The 23,119-nt window shown below is 37.5% G+C and carries 19 protein-coding genes; all 19 read left to right on the top strand.

The features are described from left to right. The first annotated feature begins 3 nt into the window (after nt 1–3). Genes M1575_00430 through M1575_00340 form a run of 19 tightly spaced genes read left to right on the top strand, consistent with a single transcriptional unit; the run spans nt 4 to nt 23,081 of the window. Nucleotides 4–1,455: an oligosaccharide flippase family protein gene (locus M1575_00430; GenBank protein ID MCL5095192.1), complete on the top strand. Its 1,452-nt coding sequence runs from the start codon at nt 4–6 to the stop codon at nt 1,453–1,455. Beyond that, nucleotides 1,434–2,348 (top strand): glycosyltransferase family 2 protein, encoded by a 915-nt coding sequence (locus tag M1575_00425; GenBank protein ID MCL5095191.1) that lies wholly within the window; start codon nt 1,434–1,436, stop codon nt 2,346–2,348. Before M1575_00430 ends, M1575_00425 begins: the two co-directional genes overlap by 22 nt. Nucleotides 2,349–2,351: 3 nt before the next feature. Then, nucleotides 2,352–2,990 (top strand): hypothetical protein, encoded by a 639-nt coding sequence (locus M1575_00420; protein MCL5095190.1) that lies wholly within the window; start codon nt 2,352–2,354, stop codon nt 2,988–2,990. Nucleotides 2,991–3,014: 24 nt separating this feature from the next. Further along, nucleotides 3,015–3,944: a glycosyltransferase family 2 protein gene (locus M1575_00415; GenBank protein MCL5095189.1), complete on the top strand. Its 930-nt coding sequence runs from the start codon at nt 3,015–3,017 to the stop codon at nt 3,942–3,944. Next, nucleotides 3,931–5,865: a hypothetical protein gene (locus M1575_00410; GenBank protein MCL5095188.1), complete on the top strand. Its 1,935-nt coding sequence runs from the start codon at nt 3,931–3,933 to the stop codon at nt 5,863–5,865. Before M1575_00415 ends, M1575_00410 begins: the two co-directional genes overlap by 14 nt. Next, nucleotides 5,862–6,620 carry a glycosyltransferase family 2 protein gene (locus M1575_00405; protein MCL5095187.1) on the top strand — a complete coding sequence of 253 codons (759 nt, stop codon included), beginning with the start codon at nt 5,862–5,864 and terminating at the stop codon, nt 6,618–6,620. Before M1575_00410 ends, M1575_00405 begins: the two co-directional genes overlap by 4 nt. Next, nucleotides 6,601–7,656 (top strand): glycosyltransferase family 4 protein, encoded by a 1,056-nt coding sequence (locus M1575_00400; protein MCL5095186.1) that lies wholly within the window; start codon nt 6,601–6,603, stop codon nt 7,654–7,656. The genes M1575_00405 and M1575_00400 overlap by 20 nt, the downstream gene beginning before the upstream one ends. Beyond that, nucleotides 7,637–9,934 carry a YfhO family protein gene (locus M1575_00395; GenBank protein ID MCL5095185.1) on the top strand — a complete coding sequence of 766 codons (2,298 nt, stop codon included), beginning with the start codon at nt 7,637–7,639 and terminating at the stop codon, nt 9,932–9,934. The genes M1575_00400 and M1575_00395 overlap by 20 nt, the downstream gene beginning before the upstream one ends. Then, a complete protein-coding gene (locus M1575_00390; protein ID MCL5095184.1) occupies nt 9,931–10,851 on the top strand; it encodes a glycosyltransferase family 2 protein in 921 nt (306 codons plus the stop codon). Before M1575_00395 ends, M1575_00390 begins: the two co-directional genes overlap by 4 nt. Beyond that, complete coding sequence (locus M1575_00385) at nt 10,844–12,382, top strand: hypothetical protein (GenBank protein ID MCL5095183.1); 1,539 nt, start codon at nt 10,844–10,846, stop codon at nt 12,380–12,382. Before M1575_00390 ends, M1575_00385 begins: the two co-directional genes overlap by 8 nt. After that, nucleotides 12,379–14,016 (top strand): glycosyltransferase family 39 protein, encoded by a 1,638-nt coding sequence (locus M1575_00380; GenBank protein MCL5095182.1) that lies wholly within the window; start codon nt 12,379–12,381, stop codon nt 14,014–14,016. Before M1575_00385 ends, M1575_00380 begins: the two co-directional genes overlap by 4 nt. Then, entirely contained in the window at nt 14,006–15,613 is a 1,608-nt protein-coding gene (locus M1575_00375; GenBank protein ID MCL5095181.1) for a glycosyltransferase family 39 protein, read from the top strand. Before M1575_00380 ends, M1575_00375 begins: the two co-directional genes overlap by 11 nt. An 11-nt stretch (nt 15,614–15,624) precedes the next feature. Further along, nucleotides 15,625–16,404 (top strand): glycosyltransferase family 2 protein, encoded by a 780-nt coding sequence (locus tag M1575_00370; protein ID MCL5095180.1) that lies wholly within the window; start codon nt 15,625–15,627, stop codon nt 16,402–16,404. Beyond that, nucleotides 16,401–17,465 carry a glycosyltransferase family 4 protein gene (locus M1575_00365; protein MCL5095179.1) on the top strand — a complete coding sequence of 355 codons (1,065 nt, stop codon included), beginning with the start codon at nt 16,401–16,403 and terminating at the stop codon, nt 17,463–17,465. The genes M1575_00370 and M1575_00365 overlap by 4 nt, the downstream gene beginning before the upstream one ends. Next, on the top strand, nt 17,452–18,192 hold the full coding sequence (locus M1575_00360; GenBank protein ID MCL5095178.1) for a glycosyltransferase family 2 protein: 741 nt from the start codon (nt 17,452–17,454) through the stop codon (nt 18,190–18,192). The genes M1575_00365 and M1575_00360 overlap by 14 nt, the downstream gene beginning before the upstream one ends. A gap of 21 nt (nt 18,193–18,213) precedes the next feature. Next, nucleotides 18,214–19,866, top strand: a complete 1,653-nt coding sequence (locus M1575_00355; GenBank protein MCL5095177.1) for a YfhO family protein — start codon at nt 18,214–18,216, stop codon at nt 19,864–19,866. Further along, nucleotides 19,863–20,957 carry a hypothetical protein gene (locus M1575_00350; protein MCL5095176.1) on the top strand — a complete coding sequence of 365 codons (1,095 nt, stop codon included), beginning with the start codon at nt 19,863–19,865 and terminating at the stop codon, nt 20,955–20,957. The genes M1575_00355 and M1575_00350 overlap by 4 nt, the downstream gene beginning before the upstream one ends. Nucleotides 20,958–20,970: 13 nt before the next feature. After that, nucleotides 20,971–22,227, top strand: coding sequence for an oligosaccharide flippase family protein (locus M1575_00345; GenBank protein MCL5095175.1), 1,257 nt, complete (start codon nt 20,971–20,973; stop codon nt 22,225–22,227). 50 nt (nt 22,228–22,277) lie between these two features. Next, entirely contained in the window at nt 22,278–23,081 is an 804-nt protein-coding gene (locus tag M1575_00340) for a glycosyltransferase (protein ID MCL5095174.1), read from the top strand. Nucleotides 23,082–23,119 lie beyond the last annotated feature (38 nt).

The following is a 23,119-nucleotide window of genomic DNA, read 5'->3' as shown; positions in this document are numbered from 1 at the left end:
ACTATGGATGAAATTGGTCTTGAAGAGGTGAAAAAACGGGCTGTAGGCGGTGTTTTGGCTTTAACCTCAAGGACTTTTCTTCTACAGATAATTTCTTTTCTTACGACCTTTCTCTTAACCATTTTCTTGGCGCCTTCGGTTTTTGGTGTCTTTTTTGTCGTTTCCGCCGTCATTTCCTTTCTGGGTTATTTTTCTGATATTGGTCTGGCGGCAGCCTTAATTCAAAAAAGAGAAGCGGTTACAGAGGACGACTTAAAAACGACCTTTACCATTCAACAGGTCTTAGTGGGAGCAATCGTGATTATAGCCTTACTCCTTTCAAGGCAGCTTTCAAGTTTTTATAATTTAGACACGGCTGGTCTTTGGCTTTTTCGGGCACTGGTAGTCTCTTTCTTTTTGTCTTCCTTAAAAACCATTCCTTCCATTCTTCTCGAGCGGAAATTAGCTTTTAATAAATTGGTTATCCCGCAGATTCTCGAAACCAACGCCTTTAGCCTCATCGTGGTTGTTTTGGCCGTTAAGGGTTTTGGTCTGACCTCTTTTACCTGGGCGGTTTTGGCAAGGGGCGTTATTGGTCTAGCAGCCATTTATGTTCTTTCTCCCTGGAAAATAGGTATCGGTTTTTCCAAAACGGTAGCCAAAAGGCTATTATCTTTCGGTTTACCTTTTCAGGCAAACTCAATTTTAGCCCTGATTAAGGATGATCTTTTTACGATTTTTTTAGGGAAAGTTTTGCCTTTTAATCAGATAGGTTATATCGGCTGGGCGAAAAAATGGGCCGAATTTCCTTTAAGGCTTGTTATGGACAATGTCATTAAGGTTACTTTCCCCGCCTACGCCAGACTTCAGGAAAAACCCGAGTATTTAGGTAAAGCCTTGGATAAATCAATCTTTTTTCTTTCGTTTTTGATTCTACCGTTAAGCGTGGCTTTTGTTTTTGCCATCAAACCGCTCGTCTTTTTCATCCCGAAGTACCTTAAGTGGGAACCGGCACTTTTCTCTTTTTACCTTTTCGTTATTGCCAGCATTTTTGCCGGCCTCTCCACGCCCTTAACCAATGTTTTAAATGCGATCGGCAAAATAAAAATAACCCTTTATCTGATGATTGTTTGGACTGTTCTGACTTGGCTTTTAGGGCCGTTTTTGGTTTTTAAGTTAGGCTTTAATGGGGTGGCCGTTTCTTCGGCCATGATCGGTTTAACCGTCGTTATTCCGGTTCTTATGGTCAAACGCTTTGTTCGTTTTCATCTGGTTGCCAATATTATGCCATCTTTGGTTGCCTCAATGATCTTAGCCGTCTTTTTTTATCTGACATTGGCTTTAACGACCAAAATGACCTGGTTAATCTTTGTTCTTTTGATGGGGAGTATAATTTATTTAGTTTCGGTTTATATTTTGACCAAAGGGAGAATTTTTGAGGAGGCGAAAACTTTATGGCAAAACTTTCGGTCGTAATTTCTGCCTATAACGAGGAAAAAAACATCAAGGATTGTCTTGAATCCGTAAGACAATTAGGAGATGAGATTATCTTAATTGACAATAACTCCACGGATAAAACACAGGAAATTGGTCAGGCGTATGGAGCAAAAATTTATACCCAACCGAATAATTTAATGCTCAATATTAATAAAAATTTTGGCTTTGAGAAGGCCAGCGGAGACTGGCTTCTTAATTTGGACGCCGACGAACGCGTTACTCCGGAATTAAGAGATGAAATAGCAGCAAGTGTTAAGGATCAAGCATCAAGCGTCGACGGTTATTGGATTCCCCGGAAAAATATTATTTTTGGAAAATGGATTCAGCATTCTCTTTGGTCGCCGGATGAGCAGCTACGGCTCTTTCGTAAGGGCAGGGGCAGATTTCCCGAAAAGCATATTCATGAAGCTCTTGAGGTTAACGGTTCAACGGGTCATTTGAAAAATCCGCTGACACACCTAAATTACGTTTCTGTTTCTCAATTTCTTTATAAACTCGATAAAATTTATACCGAAAACGAAACCGATGTTTTTTTACGAAGTGGGAAAAAATTAAAATGGACGGACGCCATAACGTGGCCCGTTGAAGATTTTTTAAAAACCTTTTTTGCCCAAAAGGGCTACAAAGACGGCTTACATGGACTAGTTTTGAGCCTTTTACAGGCTTTTTATGCAGAAATAGTCTTTGCTAAGATTTGGGAGAAACAAGGATTTTGGGAACCGAAAGAAGAAGACTTTTTAAAAAAGGTGGAGGGCGAATTTGCCAAGACAAAAAAAGATTTAAATTATTGGTTTAGCGAAAGTTACCTTGAGGAAACAAAAAATCCTTTTAAAAAATTAGTGTTAAAAATTAAAAGGAAACTTAGCCTTTAATTTATGAATAAAACTAAAATTATAACCATGGGGATATTCCTTCTTCTTTTTTTACTGGCCTTTAATCTTATTATTCTTGACATAAAGTTGTTTTTAACCAAAGAGCCAGAAGAAAAAACAGAAACGGTGACGGAGTCCCCGGTTACCCCGACCCCCTCAGCCATAATAAACGAAGAAATAATGAATTGTTCACCGGCTTGTTTGCAAGCGATTGAAACGGCCACGGCCTCAATTAAATTGCCAACGGCGGAAAAAGAAGCTCAAAATAAGGCTGTGGCCACAAAAGAAATTTTTATTCCCCTAGGCAGCGGTTCGACAAAAAACACTTCTTGGGTAAACATCGGCGGAATAGAAACATATATTGACACTTCTAAATATACCAAGATCAAAGAAGCAAACTTTGAGGCAGCTTTGCGTATTCCGACCGCTAACGGGAGAGCTTACGCCAGACTTTATAACGTTAACGACGATCATCCTGTTTGGAACAGCGAGGTTTGGGTAGAGGGTCAAGCCGGAAATATGGTAAGGTCAGAAAAGATTTCTTTTGCTTTAGGAAATAGACTTTACCGAGTTCAGCTTTATTCCAGTTTAGGCTACGAAGTTTTTCTTGATAATGCCCGGATTAGAATTATTTACGAATAAGACAAAAGTTTAGTTTTTGCCAAAATGAAAAAAATTGCCGTTATTATTCTTAATTGGAATGGAAAAGAAGATACGCTTGAATGTTTGGAATCGATACAAAACATGGAACAGGGAACATTTAACCTTAAAGTTATTGTGGTTGATAACGGTTCGACCGATGATTCGGTTGATAGAATTAAAAAATTTATTGATTCGGAAAAATCAGCGATAAAGTTGGTAGAGAATCAGGAAAATCTGGGGTTTGCGGGGGGGAACAATATCGGGATAAAACACGCCCTAGAAAACGAAGCGGACTACGTGATGCTTATTAATAATGATACTCAAGTTGATAAAAATCTCATGACGGAATTATTGAAAGCGATGGAACAGAATAAAAACGTTGGTATCGTTGGTCCCAAAATTTATTTTGCCAAGGGCTATGAATACCATCGACATCGCTATAAAGAGACTGAACTTGGCAGGATTATTTGGTATGCCGGGGGTTTGATTGATTGGCGTAATGTTTATGCTTCTCATCGGGGGGTCGATGAGGTTGATATTGGACAATATGATAAAGTTGAGGAAACAGCTTTTACGACCGGCTGCGCCATGTTGGTTAAAAAGGAGGTTTTTGGAGAAATTGGATTTCTTGACGAAAAATATTTTATGTATTTAGAAGACGTCGATTTATGTCTTCGAGCCCGGAAAGCGGGTTTTAAAATACTTTATAAACCCCAGGGAATCGTTTGGCATAAAAATGCCCAATCAAGCGGGCAGCCAGGATCACCCTTGCATACCTATTATTTGACCAGAAATCGTTTAATTTTCGGGATGCGCCATGCTTCCTTGAGAACAAAATTAGCTCTTCTTAGAGAATCGATAAGACTTTATTTCAAGAGCGACGTTGAACGTTGGGCCGTCTCTGATTTCTTTTTAGGCAGACTTGGGAAGGGTAAATCTTATGGAACTATTTAGTACTATTTGGCGATTCGTCTTATTCTTCCTTTCAATTATTATCTTTGCCGTTTCACCGGGTTTTGTTGTTCTCTCTTTTTTAAAAATCAATCTGACGAAATTAGAAAGATTAGTCCTAAGTTTGGGAATGGGAATAACGGTTTCTTCAGCTTTATATTTTTTTTCCGGTCTTTTTAAAATCAAATTTTTAGCAGATTTTATGATTGCGGTTGCCTTCATTGTTTTTCTTATCGAGTTGTTTAAGAAAAAATATCTGCTCAAGAACTTAAAATCACTGCCCATAATAGTTTCCTTACTGCTGATAATGATTCTTAGCCTTTTCCAATCTTCTTCTTTCCCGGGCTGTGGCTATGACGAAAACAGCGGGACAATAAAAATGAAAGATTCTGGTGACTCCATGTGGATTATCAGCTTAAGTCGCGAATTGTCTAAAAATGTCCCACCGACACACCCCGGATTCGCCCCTGAAGTTGTGACTAATTACCATTATTTTACTCATTTATTTATCGGGACAATCTATCGTTTTACCCAAATACCGATAATCAATCTTTATTATAATTATTTTTTGTTTTTCTTTTCGTTGTTTTTGGGATTATCGGCTTTTGTTTTGGGCCGTAAATTATTTAAAAGCTATTTTTTTGCCGATATTTTGGTTATTTTAACTTATGTGGCCGGCAGTTTTTCTTATCTTTTGCCCTTTTGGCTGGGGATGAATTTTCTTTGGGGTGAATCAACTTTCTGGAGCAGCCAAACATTTGGCAGTATTCTCAATCCGTCGGTAATCCTTTCTCTTAGTCTTTTCTACCTTATTATTTTTTGCCTTTATAAATATTTAATCGAAAAAGAAAGAATGGAAATTCCGCTTGTAATTCTTGCCGGTTTCTTAATTTCTTTTAAAGTTTATGCGGGGATAATACTCTTGATTGGTTTAGGGGCAGTGGCGATGGTTAACATCTTCAAAAAAAGACATGATTTTCTAATCGTTTATTTTTTTACCTTGCTTTGTGGCCTCTTGGTTTTTTTACCCGTGTCCGGAAAGGATTCTTCGTCATTTCTTACGTATGCACCGTTTTGGTTTTTACACACGATGGTAGAAAATAAAGACAGATTGAATGTTCCGGAATGGGCTCTCAAAGAACAATATTATTGGGCAACCCATAATCTCTTTGCCGTTGTCAGATTAAGAATTGCCGAACTTTTTCTTTTTATTGCCGGAAACTTAGGGATAAGAGTCGTCGGTTTTTTTATCATGCCTTTGTATCTTTTAAAAAAACTTCCCTTTTCGAAATTCTCCCTCTTTTTATTAACGGCTTTTATAACGGGGATGATACTACCGCTTTTTTTTATTCAAAAAGGCAGTGTCGGCAATACGATTCAATTTTTTTATTACAGTTTAATAATCGGCAATATTCTCACGGTTTTTGTCCTCAAACACTTTTTTTCAAGGGATAAGTATTTAACCGTTATTGGGAGTCTTTTTATTATTTTACTTTCCCTTCCAACGACCGTAAGGACCGCAGCGAGCAGAACTTATTTTGTCTTGGATAAAAGTACGACCGAAAGTCTTTTAACTCTTAAAAAAATAACCAAACCTGACGATATTATCCTTTTACCGCCAACCGGAGAGAATCTTTTCTCGATGTATGTTTCCGTAGTTTCCGAAAGAAATACCTATTATTCTCATAAACTGATGGCAGAAAACACCTTAAAAAATAATGTTCAGAGGGAAAAAGAGCTTTCAGAGTTTTTTAATCCGGAAAAAAAGAAAGACGGGCTAATTTTTCAGAAGGAGTTTATTTCCAAATATCATCTAAATACGTTATATTTAAAGAAAGAAGAAGAGGGTTTTAGGGAAAATATTTATATTCCTTATAATGTCGTTTTCGAAAATAATTCGGCTTTAATTCTTAAATTTTTATGAATAGAATTTCTATTCTGATACTGACAAAAAACGAAGAGAAAAATATTTTTGCCTGCATTGAATCTACCCGTCAGTTGGCGGGCGAAATAATCGTTGTGGATGCGGAGTCTTCGGATAAAACCGGAGAAATTGCCAAAAAAACAGGCGCCCAAGTTTTTCTTAATCCTTTTAAAGATTTCGCCGGTCAGCGTAATTTTGCCATGATTAAAGCTTCTTGTCGTTGGGTTTTATATCTGGATGCAGACGAAAGGGTGACACCGGAATTAGCGTCAAGCATAAAAGATCAAACGGAAAACACCAATAATAATTTTGTGGCCTACAGGGTTAAGAGAAAAAACTTTTATTTGGGTGATCACGAATGGCCAAAGATCGAAGAACTTGAACGATTTTTTAAAAAAGATCAACTGAAAGGTTGGTATGGAGAACTCCACGAAAGTCCGATAATCAGCGGTAAAATTGGGGAATTAAAGGGTTATTTAAATCATTATACCCATCGTGATCTTTCCTCAATGCTTAAAAAAACCATCGAGTGGTCGAAAGTAGAAGCAGACTTACGGTTTAAAGCTGGTCATCCCAAAATGACCTGGTGGAGATTTCCCCGGATGATGTTAACAGAATTCCTTAAATATTACCTGGGACAAGGAGGATGGAAACTCGGGACCGTCGGTCTTATTGAAAGCCTTTATCAGTCATTCAGTATTTTTATTACCTACGTTCGTCTTTGGGAAAGGCAAAATGAAGATCGGAATTTTTGATCCTTATTTAGACAGTTTGGGCGGGGGAGAACGTTATGTTTTAACCCTGGCCGAACACTTAAGCGAAAATCATCTGGTTAGGATTTTTTGGGACGAAGAAGAAATTAAGGAAAGAATTAAAGAAAGACTGGCGATAAATTTAGATAAAGCTGAATTTTATCGTAATGTTTTTTCCAAAAGATTAAATTTATGGCAAAAATTAAGAATGACTTCTCAATATGACCTCATTTTTATTCTAAGTGACGGTAGTCTTCCTACGACCCTAGCCAAAAAAAACATTCTTCATTTCCAACGTCCTTTCACAAAGATCAAGACGCAAAGTCTAACGGACAGAGTTAAGTTAAGTCGCTATCAAAAAATTATCTGTAACTCTTTCTTTACCAAAAATTATATTGACCAGGAATACCGTGTTAACTCTTCAGTTGTTTATCCGCCCGTCGATGTCGGGCAATTCAAACCGCAAGAGAAGGAAAACTTAATTGTCTCGGTAGGCAGGTTCAGTAAAGACGCCGGTAAAAAACAAAAAGAAATGATTATTTTTTTCAAAAAACTTCACCAGATTCTTGGAGGTTGGGAATTATATTTAATCGGGGGATTGCTTGAGCAAGACATGGCCTATTTTAACGAAATTAAACAATTAGCCAAGGGTTTCCCTGTTAAACTTTTTCCCAATGAGCCGTTTGCTAATCTTAAAAAACACTATTCTCAAGCTAAAATTTATTGGCATGCGGCCGGTTTTAACGAAGATGAAAAAAACAATCCGGCCGGGATGGAACATTTTGGGATTTCGACGGTAGAAGCGATGGCTTCCGGTTGTGTGCCCTTGGTTTATGATGCCGGCGGACAGAAAGAAATAGTCAATGACAGGGTGAGCGGCTTTTTATGGCAAAACGAAAAAGAATTAATTGATCAGACATTGGCTGTTGCTCAAGATGAGGATTTAAGAATAAAAATGGCAAAAGAGGGAATAAAAAGGGCCGAGGATTTTTCCAGGGAAGTTTTTTTAAGGAGAATGGATGAAATTATTTTTAGTTAAAATTTTCCCGATTGTTTTTTTTCTTATTCTTTCTCTTTTCTTTTTTAAGCCGGTTATCTTTGAGAATAAATTACCCCTTCCGGCCGATACGATTGTTGGTCTGTATCATCCTTGGCGAGATTATTATCTTAAGGATTATCCCAGCGGTATTCCCTTTAAGAATTTTTTAGTAACCGACCCTGTTCGTCAGCAATATGTTTGGCGATCCTTGTCTTTTGATCAATTGAAAAATAATCATCTTCCATTGTGGAATCCGTATAATTTTTCCGGAATGCCACTTTTGGCTAATTTTCAAAGCGCCGTCTTTTATCCTCTGAATATTCTCTTCTTAATTTTTCCTTTTAATCTTGGTTGGGCAATAATGGTCATGCTTCAGCCTTTTTTAGCCGGCCTTTTTTTATATCAATATTTACGAAATTTAAAAATAGATAAGTGGGCAAGTTTTTTAGGGGCTATTGTCTTTTCTTTCTCCGGATTTTCAATTGCCTGGTTGGAATGGAATACAATTATTCACACGGGATTGTGGTTACCTCTAATTTTACTTTCGATAGATAAAATTTTTCAGTCAAGAAACAAAAATCTTGTGATTTGGAGCGGTCTTTTATTTTTAAGCCTGATTTCTTCGTTTTTTGCCGGTCATTTACAGGTCTTTTTTTACGTTATCATTTTTTCATTACTTTACCTAATCTTTAGATGGTGGCAAAACGGAAGATCAAAAAAAATGTTCTTGCTTTTTTCTTTTTGTTTTTTGTTTTTTTCTTTAATAACGGTTATTCAATGGTTTCCTACTTTACAATTTATAAGTCAAAGCGCCCGCAATCTTGATCAGATTGATTGGCAGCAACCGGGGTGGTTTATTCCCTGGCAAAATCTCATCCAGCTTCTGGTTCCGGATTTTTTCGGTAATCCGGCGACCCTAAATTACTGGGGAGAGTGGAATTATGGAGAGTTTGTGAGTTATATCGGCGTTGTTCCTCTGTTTTTTGCTCTTTTGGCCATTCTTTGGCGTCGTGATAAAAAAACGTTATTTTTTGGCGGAATAACATTTCTTTCCTTAATTTTTGCCCTGCCGACTTTTTTGGCTAAATTGCCGTATCAGTGGCGCCTGCCGTTAATGTCAACCAGCCAGCCGACGAGACTTTTATTTATGACTGACTTCTCCTTGTCTGTTTTGGCCGGTTTAGGGTTAGATTTTTTGATAAAAAATTTAAAGCACAGGAAAAAAGCCGGAGCGGTTCTTGTTTTTTTGGGCCTTCTTCTTTTTAGCTTATGGCTTTTTGTTTTAACCGGCCCCACCTGGTTTAAAGCACTGAGTTTGGAAAATTTATTAATTGCGAAACGAAATTTAATTTTCCCATCATTGACTTTCTTAATTTTTCTTTGTCTTGTTGGTGTCTATCACGGACTAAAATATCGTCTAGAGAAACTAAACAATTCTTTTCCCGTTCGGAATTTCTTTTATGGGGGGATTTTAATCTTGACGATTTTAGATCTTTTCCGGTTTGGCTGGAAATTTACGCCTTTTACCGATAAAGAATGGCTTTTTCCCCAAACGGAAACAATTAAATTTTTAAAAAATCAACCTAAACCTTTTCGCTTTATGACTACCGACAGAAGAATTTTCCCCCCAAATTTTGCGACCTTTTACAAACTAGAAGACGTGGCTGGTTACGATCCTTTATATCTTCGTGATTACGGAGAGTTTACCAGCGCCTGGTATCGAGGGAGGGCCGATATTAAACCTTTGTCCTTTAATCGGATATTAACCCCCCAGGATTACGACTCGAAGCTAACCGATTTACTTAATGTAAAATATATTTTGAGCCTTAAGGAGGAAAAATCACCAAAACTTAAATTAGTCTTTCAAGAAGGCCAAACAAGAGTTTATGAAAATGCCGATGTTTTGCCGAGAACGTTTTTTGCCGATGGTATTAAGGTGGCTGGTAATAAACAGGAGGCCATTGAGTCAATCTTTACCCAGGATTTTAATCGGAAAAAAATAGTTTCCCTGGAGAGAATCGAAACTAACGATTCGGATTTAAAGTCGAATTGCAATAATTGTCAAGCAGAAATAAAGGAATACTCTGAAAATAAGATAATTATCAAAACACAAAATACAGAAGACGGTTTTTTGGTTTTAATGGATCCGTATTATCCGGCCTGGAAAGCCACCATCGATAGTTTGGAAACGAAAATTTATCGTACTAATTACGCTTTCCGCGGAGTTTTCGTTCCCCGAGGGAAGCACGAGATCGAATTTAGCATGAGTTTCTTATGAAAGTTTCCATTATCATTCCTAATTACAACCGAACTGACGATTTAGTTAAAAACTTGCCTTTAATTTTAGAAACGGGAGCTTCCGAAGTCATCGTTGTTGATGATGGTTCGGAACAGTTTCAAAGCTCAATCCTCCGGGAGTTTATTCAAAAGCAAAATTACAGTTCAAAAGTCAAAATTATAGAAAATAAAAAGAACCTTGGTTTTTCTTCAACGATTAATAGAGGAGTTAAAGAAGCAATCGGCGAGATTGTGGTTTTGCTAAATACCGACGTTACGCCTAAAGCCGACTTCCTTAGGCCGCTGGTTCAACACTTCACTGACTTACAAGTTTTTGCCGTTGGCTGTTTGGACATAAGTATTGAGGGAGAGAAAGAAATTCAAAGAGGCCGGGGACTAGCCAAATGGCACCATGGGTTTCTTATTCATAAAAGAGGGGAAGTAAATAAAACAGAGACCTTTTGGGTATCCTGCGGCAGCGGCGCTTTTAGAAAAGACTTATGGGAAAAACTCGGCGGACTTGATTCTTTATATAACCCCTTTTATTGGGAAGATATTGATCTTTCCTACCGGGCTCGAAAGTCTGGTTATAAAATTATTTTCGAGCCTTTAAGCCAGGTAATCCACCGACATGAAGAGGGAATTATCAAACAAAAATTCAGCCAATTTTATATAAAAACCATATCCTACCGTAATCAGTTCATCTTTATTTGGAAAAATATTACAGATTATGATTTGCTAAGAAGCCATTTTCTTTGGTTGTCGTATCACCTCATAAGAAGAATTATCTCTTTGGATTTGCCTTTTTGGTTAGGTTTTATGATGGCGATAGGAAAATTGCCGACGATTCTTGTTCACCGATTAAAAACAGTAAAATTATTTGTTAAAAAAGACAAAGAATTGTTTCTCGATGATTAAAAAAGTATTTTTCTTAACTATTTTTTTCTTGTTTACAATCATAAGCTGGCGTGCTTTTCAGTCTCATATTTTTAATTTTCATTTTGTTGACGAAGACGAAAATATCGTTGCCGGTTACTACATGACTAAAGGCGAAAAATTATACAGCGATATTTTTTCCCATAAGCAGCCCCTTCCGGCGGTAATAAGCATGGCGGAGCAAAAAATCCAACGTCCCAATAGTCTTTATCTTCTTATAAAACGCCATCGGGAATTCGTTTATTTTTATTCTTTTATTTGGAGCGTTATTTTAATTTTAGCCTTTGGAAGCGTGGGTTTAATTTTTAGTCTGTCTGTCGAAATTGTTAAACAATTTTTATTAGGAAATTTATTTCTGTCCGAATCGTTAATTTTATTTCCCCTCGTTCTTTTAATCGGGTTACTTATTAAAATTATAAAAAAGAAAACCCTATGCAGTCATCTGGATTTGTCTTTGATTTCGCTAAGCTCAATTTTAATAATTTTCCTGCAATTTACGCTTATTCCTTTAGTTGTGGCGGCCTTAACGACGACACTCATGATCACGAAGAAAAAACGCTATTTTTTCTTTTTTACGGTTTTCTTGGGACTCATCTTTTTCGTCACGATCGGTTTTTTTGTTGATTACCGGGAATATTTGGTAAACACTAAAAATGCGATTTCATCTATATACTTGACAGGCAACAGTGTCGGCGGTCCAGGGAAAATGATTCTGAATTCAGTCTTAAGGCCAGCAGAAATAATGAGGCTAAGGGGAATGTCTGACTGGTTAGTTTTTCAAAAAGGACTATCAATCGTCTATCTCTTTTCCTTCTTTCTTTTATTCGTAACCAAAAAGGAACTCCGCAAGACTCTTTTTGCCGGTTTTGTTTTTCTGGGACTAGCGAATTTAAGGATTACTGATCCCGAGGCAACCTTCTATGGCGGTTTTCATGGGCTTCCATGGCTGGGACTTTTTTTATGGCTGACGATATGGCAACTATTCTCTTTGCCAAATGACAATGTCGGTAAAAAAATGATGCGGAAAAACCTTGTCTCTTATGTCTTGGTTTTAATTTGTGTCGTGGGCTTTTGGCGCTTTGGTTCTTTTTTAATTAACGACTATTATCGAAAAACTAATCGGGAAACAGATTGGTATGTTAATTTTTCCAGACTTTATGATTTTGGTCAAACAATTAAGATTTTATCAAAGCCAGGTGACAAATTGATGGTTCTACCGGCCGAGCAGCTGATTTACTGGCAATCTGGTCTTCCGCACGCAAGCAGGTTTTTATATGTTTATCTTTTTATTAACCCGAAATATAAAAAAGAACTTTATGAGTATTGGGAAAAATCTCCCCCCGAATTTTTATATGACGAACAAAATATGGATTTGTTTAAAAAATGGCAGTATGATTATATACGGGTGAAAAGAGAAAATAATGATACCCCTCTTTTTATTAGAAAAGACAAGTTGCAGGAACTTGAGGTTTGGCAGCTTGAGGGAATAAAGCTAATGAAATTTTCCATATGAAAAAAATAATTACCTCACCCCGGATTTTACTCTTACTGATACTTATCTTAGCGGGAATCCTAAGATTTTTCAAACTTGGGGAAATTCCGCCGGCGTTGTCTTGGGATGAAGTTGCCCAAGGTTATAACGCTTATAGCTTGGGAACGACCGGTAAAGACGAATTTGGGCGATTTCTTCCTTTGGATTATTTGGAGTCTTTTGGTGACTTTAAGCCTGTTCTTTATACCTATATGGCCGTCATCCCGGTTAAAATTTGGGGCTTAAACGAATTCTCTACCAGATTTCCCTCCGCTTTCTTCGGAACATTAACGGTACTTTTGTCATATTATTTGGTTGAGGAAATGTTTTTCAAAAATAAAAATAAAAAGATCCTGGCTTTACTGACTTCTTTCTTTATGGCCATTTCTCCCTGGCATCTGCAGATGTCCAGAGTTGCTTTTGAAGCCAATTTAGGCCTTTTTTTGGTCGTTTTAGGTGTCTATCTTTTTCTTCGTGGTTTAAACGGGGGGAAAATAAGCTTATTTTTATCGGCGTTGCCTTTTGCCGCTACTTTTTATACTTTTAACAGCACCCGGGCCTTCGTGCCTATTTTTTTGGCTGGACTAGTTCTCCTCTTCTTTAAAGAAGGAAAAAAACTTTGGAAGCAGAGTCTCTTCTTTGCCATTTTCTTTTTACTGTTACTTTTACCTATTGTTCCCCATCTTATTTCTCCTCAGGCTAATCTTAGGTTCAGAGAAGTGAATATTTTTTCTGACCTTAAGCCGATAGAGTTAAGCAATTCCAGGATAGCCATAGATCAAGACAGTTGGTGGTCGCGAATTCTCCACAATCGAAGATGGATGTTTACGACAGAGTTTTTAAGACATTATACCGATAACCTTAATCTAAACTTTTTATTTCTTCATGGAGATATAAATCCTAAGTTTTCTATTCAAGACGTTGGTCATCTTTATTTAATCGATTTGCCTTTCTTTATCGCCGGTTTGTTCTTTTTGCTTAAAAAATATCCAAAACAGGCGAAATTAATTTTTCTTTGGTTGCTGGTCGGTCTTATTCCGGCCGCGACGGCTCGGGAGACACCTCATGCCTTGCGAATTTTGCAGACCCTGCCTACCTGGCAAATTATTCTCGCCATAGGTTGGCTGGAACTTTTCCTGTGGTGTAAAAACAAGACTCTAAAGAAAGGGGGAGCGGTCATTCTGGGAATAGTTTTGGTTTTAAACTTCTTTTGGTATCTCCATCATTATTATGTTCATTACCCGAAGGAGTTTGCCAGCGAGTGGCAGTATGGTTATAAAGAAGCGATTGGTTATCTAAATAGCCAGTATGAAAATTACGAGCGGATTACCTTTACGGATAATTTGGGCCGACCTTACATTTATTTTCTTTTTTATAAAAAATATTCACCGCTTAAGTTTCGGCAAACAGCCGTTGTCGAACGTAATGCTTTCGGCTTTGTTAACGTTAAAAGTTTTGACAAATACGTTTTCGGAGGGTTGGATCTTCTTCAAACCGATAGAGACAAAAAAACTCTTTCTGTCGTCTCGTCACAAGATCTGCCTCAAGATAAAAAACCCTTAAAAGACATTTTTTTGCCAGACGGGAAAATTATTTTAAGAGTTTATGAAAATTAAAGAATTACTGCTGATCGTTTTTTTACTAATTTTGGCTTTTAGCCTAAGAGTCTATAAATTGGGGGTCATTCCTCCAAGTCCCGATTGGGACGAAGCGGCCTTAGGTTACAATGCCTATTCAATTTTAAAGACCGGTAAAGACGAATACGGAAAATTCCTGCCTATTGTTTTTAGGTCTTTTGACGATTATAAGCCGCCTGTTTATATTTATTTAACTATTCCTTCGGTTGCGGTTTTTGGTTTGAATACTTTTGCCGTCAGATTTCCTTCGGTTGTTTTAGGGACATTGACAGTTATTATCACCTATCTTTTAGTCAGGAGATTGTTTAAAAATAAAAACCTGGCTTTTTTAAGCGCCCTGCTTTTAGCCATTTCGCCATGGCACCTACAGTTTTCGCGTGTCGCTTTTGAAACCAATGCCGCTTTGTTTTTTAATGTTGCCGGTGTTTGGCTTTTTCTGGAAGGATTAACTCGGCCAAAATTATGGGTGCTTTCAGCCATTTCTTTTGCTTTAGCACCCTATACTTATCATAGTGCCCGGGTTTTTACGCCACTTTTGATCATGGGTTTGGTTTTTTTCTTCAGAATTAATCTTTTCAAAAACAAAAAATGGGCTATGACTTTTGGATTGCTCTTACTGATTATAACGATTCCCTTGGGATTAACCCTTCTTTCTCCCGAGGGAAGATTAAGGCTTAAGGGGGTAAGCGCTTTGGCTGACCAAACAGGGGTTTTAAGAAGAGATATCATTAAAATTGAAGATGATCAGAAAAACGGGTTTCCTTTTGTCAATTTAATCCATAATCGAAGATTAACTTACGCTTTGGTTGTGATCGACGGATACTTACGACATTTTGATTTGAAATGGTTGTTTTTAGACGGTGATATTCCTCGGCACCACGCGCCGGGATTAGGAATTTTATATTTATGGGAACTGCCGTTTCTTTTTGTAGGGATTTATCAAATAGCTTTTAAGGAAAAGGAGGCGAGGAAAATCATCTTTTGGTGGTTTTTGATGGCGCCCGTCGCTGCTTCCCCGACGACAGAATTGCCTCATGCCGTAAGGACCTTAACTTTTTTACCGACTTTCCAAATAATGATTGCCTATGGTTTATTGGCAGCTTTAAAAAAATTCCCCTCTCTTGGTTTACTTAAGAAATTATTGATTGTGCCGTTTTTATTTTTTATTCCTTTTAATATTTTTTATTATTTTCATCAATACTACGTTCATTTACCAATTGAAACCTCTCAATACTGGCAGTACGGCTATCAAGAGGCCGTTGAGGAAGTTAAAAAAGTTTATGATCATTACGACAAGATTATCGTTTCCACGAAACTTGAACAACCCAATATGTTTTTCCTTTTTTACCTTAAATATGATCCTCAAAAATATCTTAGGGAGGGTGGAACCGCTACCGGAGGTTTTGCCGACCATAGAAATAAATTTGCCAAGTTTGAATTTAGACCGATTGCCGATAATGAGAAATTCCCTCCGAGAACGCTTTTAGTTGGAACCCAAAGAGAACTATCAGAAAAAGCCTTTAAAACCATTTATTATCTTGACGGCACCGAAGCCATAAAAATTGCCGGCATGTAAAAAGGAGAAAGATGAAACTGTCAGTAGTGTTAGCAACATACAATGAGGAAAAAAATCTTGGATCATGCCTTAATCTTATAAAAGATATCGCTGACGAGATTGTTATTGTCGACGGAAGATCCTCGGATAGAACCGTGGAAATTGCCAAGAAATACGGCGCAAAAGTTATTGTTGCCGATAACCCGCCGATCTTTCATCTTAATAAACAAAAAGCTATTGATTTGGCTTTGGGTGATTGGATTTTACAGTTAGATGCTGACGAGCGGGTGACACCGGAGCTTAAGGAAGAAATACGATCAGCGATCAATAATCCATTATCTGCCAACGGCTATTGGATTCCTCGTAAGAATTGGTTTTTGGGAAGATTCTTAACCAAAGGTGGTCAGTATCCGGATTATACTTTACGGCTTTTCCGAAAGGGGAAAGGGAAACTGCCTTGTCAAAGTGTCCATGAGCAAGCCGTGGTGGAGGGCGAAGTAGGTTATCTCAAAAATCCCCTGATTCATATGGCCGATACAAGTTTTCGTCGATATTTAAGACGCTGGGATCGCTATACAGATCTGATGGCCAGTGAATTGAAACAAGAATCTGCACAAAAAGATGCGGTTTCTAAATTTTACGAGAGCCTTAAATTTCTTTTTATCAAACCAACCTGGTGGTTTTTGTTAACCTATCTTCGTCATAAGGGATTTGTGGATTCTTGGCAGGGTTTTGTTTTTTCCTTCTTTTCGGCTCTGAGATTTCCAGTCGGCTATCTAAAATATCTTAAAATTTATTTTTTTAAAAAATGAAAATTGCCATTGATATTACGCCTCTCAAAGAAGAAAGAGTTTTATGGCATAGGGTCAGAGGGACTGGTTTTTATATAGAAAACCTGAAAAAGTCATTAGAAACATACTTTCCGCAAAATCAATATCTTTTTTTTACTCGCAAAGAAAAATTACCTCAAGACGTTGATTTAATTCATTATCCTTATTTTGAGCCATTTTTTTTAAGCCTACCGATTTTTAAAGGAAAAAAAACCGTCGTCACGGTTCATGATCTGACTCCCTTGGTTTTTCCCCAGTATTTTCCTTCGGGGATAAGAGGCAGATTAAAATGGGGAGTTCAGAAATGTTTATTAAAGAAAGCCGAAGCGATTATTACCGATTCGGAAAACTCAAAACAAGACATCGTTCGTTTGACTGGTTTTCCCAAAGAAAAGGTTCATGTGGTTTATCTTGCTCCGGCGGCTGAATTTAGACAAATTAAAGACACCCTTTTACTAGACAGGATTAGAGAAAAATACAAATTACCAAAAGAATTTGTCCTTTATGTGGGTGACGTAACCTGGAACAAAAACTTACCGCGATTGCTCGAGGCGGTTAAGACGCTAGACTTTCCGTTGGTTTTGGTGGGTAAGGCCCTGACGGCGGATAATTATGATAAAGATAACGTCTGGAATCAGGATTTAGTTAAAGTCCAAACCTTGGCCAAAAACAACACTCGGATTTTAAGATTAGGTTTTGTGCCAACAGAAGATTTAGTGGTTTTGTATAATTTGGCGACTGTTTTTGTCATGCCTTCAATTTACGAAGGTTTTGGTTTACCGGTTTTGGAAGCCATGGCCTGTGGGACACCGGTAGTTGCCTCCAAAACATCCAGCCTACCGGAGATTTGCGGTGAGGCGGCCATTTTGGTTGATCCCTATGACAGAGAAAATCTTGCCAAAGCAATAGAAAAAGTGGTAAAAGATACTAAAGAAAGAAATCTTTTGGTGGAAAAGGGGTTAATCCAGGCAAGCAAATTCAGTTGGGAAAAAACAACAAAAGAAACGATGCGAATTTATAAAAAAATCTATGAGAAAATCTAAAGTCATTATTGTCATGCCGGCGTTTAATGCCGAAAAGACCATAGAAAAGACATACCGGGATTTACCGAAAGAGATAATCAGCGAGGTTATCGTTGTTGACGATAAAAGCGTGGATAGAACCGTAGCTATTGCTCAAAAATTAGGGCTTAAAGTTTTTGTCCATTCGCAAAATCTAGGTTACGGGGGAAATCAGAAAACCTGTTATCGAGAGGCTTTAAAGAAAAATCCCGATGTTATCGTTATGCTTCACCCCGACTATCAGTATGATGGAACTAAAACCAAAGCTCTTATTGAACCAATTTTACAAGGTGAATACGACTTAATGTTCGGGTCTCGTATTCGCACGCGGGAAGAAACTCTCCGGGGAGGCATGCCGTTAACCAAATATTTTCTTAACAGGTTTTTTTGCGTTATCGAAAACATTATTCTTGGCGTCAATTTCTCCGAGCATTTCAGCGGTTTTAGAGCTTACAGTAGAAAAGTTCTAGAAACAGTGCCGTACCAGCGTTTTTCCAATGATTTTGTTTTTGACCAGGAAATGATGGCTTCGGCGATTGCCCTGGGGTTTAAAGTCGGAGAAATTCCCGTTCCTGTCCGCTATTTTTCTGAAAGCTCCTCAATCAGATTTATCAAAGGGACAAAGTTTTTACTGCAAACACTTTTCGTTCTTTTGCGCTTCACTCTTAATAAATGGGGTTTTAGCAAAGATAAAATTTTCAGTCAGTAAATTTTTATCACGAACCTGATGATGAATATTTTAAAAAAAAACGTTTTTCTTCTTTTAGTTATTTTAATTGGTTTTTTCGGGGTGAAAGCTTTATTTCACAGTGGTTTTTATACCAGTCATGATGGCGAGCATCAGGTTATCAGGCTTTATCATTTTAATCAGGCCTTAAAGGACGGCCAGGTTCCTCCTCGTTGGGCCGGGACGGCTGATAATGGTTATGGTTATCCGCTCTTCATTTTTTCTTATCAATCCCCATGGTTTATCGGGATTCCTCTTCTGAAAGTAGGATTGTCACTGACCGACGCCATAAAAGGAGTTTTTATTATTGGTTATTTATTATCTGGAATTTTCATGTATTTATGGCTCAAAGAAATGCTGGGGCTTTTTCCGGGATTATTAGGTTCGGTCCTTTATCTTTGGGCGCCTTACCGGTTTTCCAATATTTTTGTCAGAGCTTCGTTGGGAGAAGCAACAGCTTTTATATTTATACCCTTAGTGTTTTGGGGGATATGGAAAGTCAGGGAAAAACGAGAAACAACGAAGGGAATAATTTTAGTAAGTTTGGGACTAGCCGGAGTAATTCTCTCTCACTTAATGGTTCTTATTATTTTTGCTTTGCCTCTCTTCTTTTGGGTTTTACTTCAAGGGAAAGAGGCCAAAAATAACAAACTCTTTATTGGGGGAATAATTGCCGGGTCGTTTTTAGGGATAATCCTTTCTTCGTATTATCTGATCCCCGCTATTTTTGAAAAACAGTTTACGGTTGCCACACAAATATTACAGTCTCATTTTTTGGATCACTTCGTCACCTTAAAGCAATTAATCTATTCAAAATGGGGTTATGGTTTTGACTTTCCGGGAACGGTCAATGACGAGATGTCGTTTCAGGTAGGCATTGCTCAATGGCTGGCCATGATTCTTTTGGCGATTCTAAGCTTAATAACCTGGTTCCGTCAGAAAAAAATCGACTGGTTGGGTTTTTTTGCTGTCGGTTGTTTTGTTTTTTCCATAATCATGATGATTTCAGTTTCCAAACCGGCCTGGGAACAAATTACGAAATACAGTTACTTTGATTTTCCCTGGAGATTTTTAAGTTTGGCTGTTTTTAGCGGCAGTTTGGGCGCGGCCCTGGTGGCCAAGCACTTAAAAGAGCGTGTCTGGCTGGTGGTAATTTTTTTTATCTCTCTGGCTTTCTATACCAATAAAAACCATTTGCGCGTTAATCAGTATGTCTACAATCATGATGAAGTTTATATTAACAACCTCCAGACAACCAATCAATTCGATGAATACAGAGCCAAGACTCTTAATCATGAGTATGTAAAAGTCAAAAGAGAAAGGGTTGAATTTTCTAAAAAAGAAATCAATCTTGAAAAAGAAATTTCTTCCTCAAATTATCTTTTCTTGGAAGGAGAGGCAAATCAAAAGAGCTTAATTAAGCTCAATATCGCTTACTACCCCGGCTGGCAGGTTTGGCTCAATCAGAAAGAACAAACCAGGGTTATGTCTTCGGAGGGGGTAATGGAGATACCGATTCCCAAAGACAAACTCACTCTTGAAGCAAAATTTACCGAAACTTTAATCAGAAAAACGTCAAATTTGGTAAGCCTGATTGGGTTGATGATTTTACTTACCTTTATCTATAAAGATATTAAGCTAAAAAATAAACGATGAAATTCGTTATCGTCAGTTTTCTCATCTGGAGAATATTTTTAATTGTTATAACCTCTTTAAGTCTGTTAGTCATTCCTGTCCGTTTTGGTTTTCTAGGGGGGGGAACGGAAAATTATCTTCAAAATCCCTTACTTTGGGGGTGGGCGAATATGGATGGTCAACACTATCTTTCCATTGCTCAAAACGGTTATTTTCAATTCGAGCAGGCCTTTTTCCCTCTCTACCCTTTATTAATAAGATTTTTTGGTAATCTTTTGGGGAGTAATTATCTTTTAAGCGCTCTTCTTATTTCTCATTTTTCCTTTTTAGGGAGTCTTATTATTCTCTACAAACTGTTAGGGCAAGAGTTTTCTTTAAAAGTGACCAAATGGGTAATCATTTCTCTTTTGGTTTTTCCGACCTCTTTTTTCTTTGCCGGCGTTTATACGGAAAGTTTATTTTTCTTTTTGACGATAGGCAGTATCTACAACCTGGCAAAGAAAAAATGGCTCTTGGCGGGGATTCTGGCAGGGTTAGCCAGTGCTACCAGATTGGTGGGAATATTCTTGCTGCCGGTTTTTTTCTATGAATGGTGGAAAGAAAAAAAGAAGCCAATTCTTAAATTCCTGGCAATTTTAATAAGCCCCATGGGACTTCTTTTCTATATGTTTTATCTTTGGCGAACTTACGCTGACCCCTTAATGTTTTTCCATGTCCAACCGGCGTTTGGCGCGGGTCGAAGCGGCGAAAAGATTATTTTATTGCCGCAAGTCTTATATCGATATCTTAAGATTTTTACGACAGCGCAATTATCTTATGATTATTTAATTGCCGTTTTTGAATTTGTGGTTTTTATCCTAGCGGTTTATTTATTGTTAAGATATTATAAGCAAATTTCCCTATCTTATCTTTTATTCGGCTGGTTAGTTCTTCTTACACCGACACTGTCGGGGACCCTTTCTTCTCTACCGCGCTACCTTTTGATTAATTTTCCCCTGATGATTATCTTGGGTCGGTTAGAAGGAAAAGTAAAAATAATCTCTTTATCTTTAAGTCTTTTGTTGCTAATATTGATAACAATGTTTTTTTTTCGTGGTTATTTCGTCTCCTAAAAGCTGATAAATTATGATCAGAAAAGTTTTTTCCTTAATTAAAGAAAACAAGGTTATTTCGGGAAGTTTTATCATGGTCATTGGTGGTTTTATCGGGAGCCTGACTAATTATTTATACCACTTGGTTATCGCCCGCAGTTTAGGACCGAGTGATTATGGAATTTTAGACAGTTTAATTTCTCTTATTTATCAACTGGGCGTTCCTTTAAGTACGATTTCCTTAGTTATTACTAAATATGTTTCTTCGTTTAAGGGTCAAAATAGGGTAACAACCATAGAATCTTTTTTTTGGAAAATAAATAAAAAATTATTTTTTATATTACCCCTAGTTATTTTAATAATGATCTTGGCTACCCCAATTGTCGTCAATTTTTTACACTTGCCCTCGCCTTTCTTATTTATTTGGGTTGCCTTATCTTTTATCTTGGGAGTTTTTGCGATCTTGGGAAAAAGTTTTCTCCAGGGGCTTGGTCGTTTTGGCGCCCTAACAGTTACCGGGATTGCCGAAGGAATTTTTCGCTTATTAGCAACGATTTTTCTTCTTTATATCGGTTGGGGTTTAGCCGGAGCGGTTTTTCCTTTCTTTCTTCTGTCTTTATTTTCTATTGGTCTTGTTTTTTTCCTAGTCAAGGATTTGATTGGCGGAGAAAAAAAAGAACCCATTCCGGAAAAAAAAGAAATCTTTTCTTTTCTCTTTCCGGTTTTTTTCAGCAATTTAAGTATCACTTCGTTAATTACCTCGGATGTTATTTTAGTACGCCATTTTCTTCCTCCGCTTGAGGCGGGTTTATATGCTGCCCTTTCTACTCTGGGAAAAATAATTTATTTTGCCGCCCTTCCGGTTGTCAGTGTCATTTTCCCCACCATCTCTGAAGCTCAGGCGGCGAATAAAAATGTTAAAGAAGTTGCCCTTTTCGGCATCTTATTAATCGGTCTCATTATCGGAGGATCGTTTATTATCTTTGGTTTTTTCCCGAAATTAATGATCCTTATGCTTTTCGGTAAAAGCTATCTTTCCATGGAGCCGTATGTAATTTATTTTGCTGTGGGAATTTCTTTATACACTCTTAACGTCGTTATCCTCAATATCTTTTTAGCCCTAAAAATTATTTTTCCAACCATACTGGCCGTGACGGCGGCAATTTTACAGATTGTTTTAATTATTATTTTTCATCAATCACTCTTGCAAATACTTTCAATTTTTATTTTAACTTCAACTCTGCTCTTTTCCTTTCTCTCGTTGTATTACGCGTGGTCAAAAAGAACATAAGCATCAAGCGACTTTACTATTATTTACGCTTCTGTTATATTACCTTCGAAATGAAAAACATTAATCACCGCTTCTTATCTGTCGTAATTCCTACTTATCACCAAGAAAAAATCATTGTTAAAGACGTTAAAAAAATAAACGCTGTTCTTAAAAAAATCAGATATGATTATGAAATTATTGTGGTTGTCGATGGGAAAGACGATAAAACCTTTAGCCGGGCTAAAAAAATCGAAGATAAAAAAATCAAGGTTGTTGGCTACGAGACTAATCATGGAAAAGGTTACGCTGTCAGATTCGGTATGGCCAGAACCAAAGGAGACATCGTAGCTTTTATTGACGCAGGCATGGATTTAGATCCTAATGGTCTCTCCATGCTTTTGGAACATTTTGAATGGTACAACGCAGACATCATTGTTGGTTCGAAACGTCACCCTGCTTCTCAAATAGATTATCCTTGGCAAAGAAAGATTATCAGTCGGGTTTATCAAATGATGGTGAGAATTCTTTTCGGATTAAATGTCCGTGATACTCAAGCAGGTATAAAATTCTTCAAGAGGGAAGTTTTGGAAAATGTCTTGCCGCGTCTTATCGTCAAAACGTACGCTTTTGACATTGAGATTTTAGCGGTAGCTCACAGATTGGGTTATAAAAGAATTTTTGAGGCGCCCATTCGTCTTGTCTGGAATCTGGAAGGAAGTATTGTTTCCCAGTCAATTTTAAGGGCAATTTTTAGTACTCTTTGGGATACGGCGGCGGTTTTTTATCGGCTTAAAATTCTTCATTATTACGATAATTCCAATAAGCGCAAATGGCGCTATGATAAAGATTTAGATTATCGGGTCAATATTGGCTAGAAAAAGACGCCCCGCCTAGGGCAGGGCTACTTTTTTCG

This window comes from Patescibacteria group bacterium (genome assembly GCA_023473585.1).
Lineage (GTDB): Bacteria > Patescibacteriota > Microgenomatia > JAMCYU01 > JAMCYU01 > JAMCYU01.
This window is presented reverse-complemented; position numbering and strand designations above follow the sequence as displayed.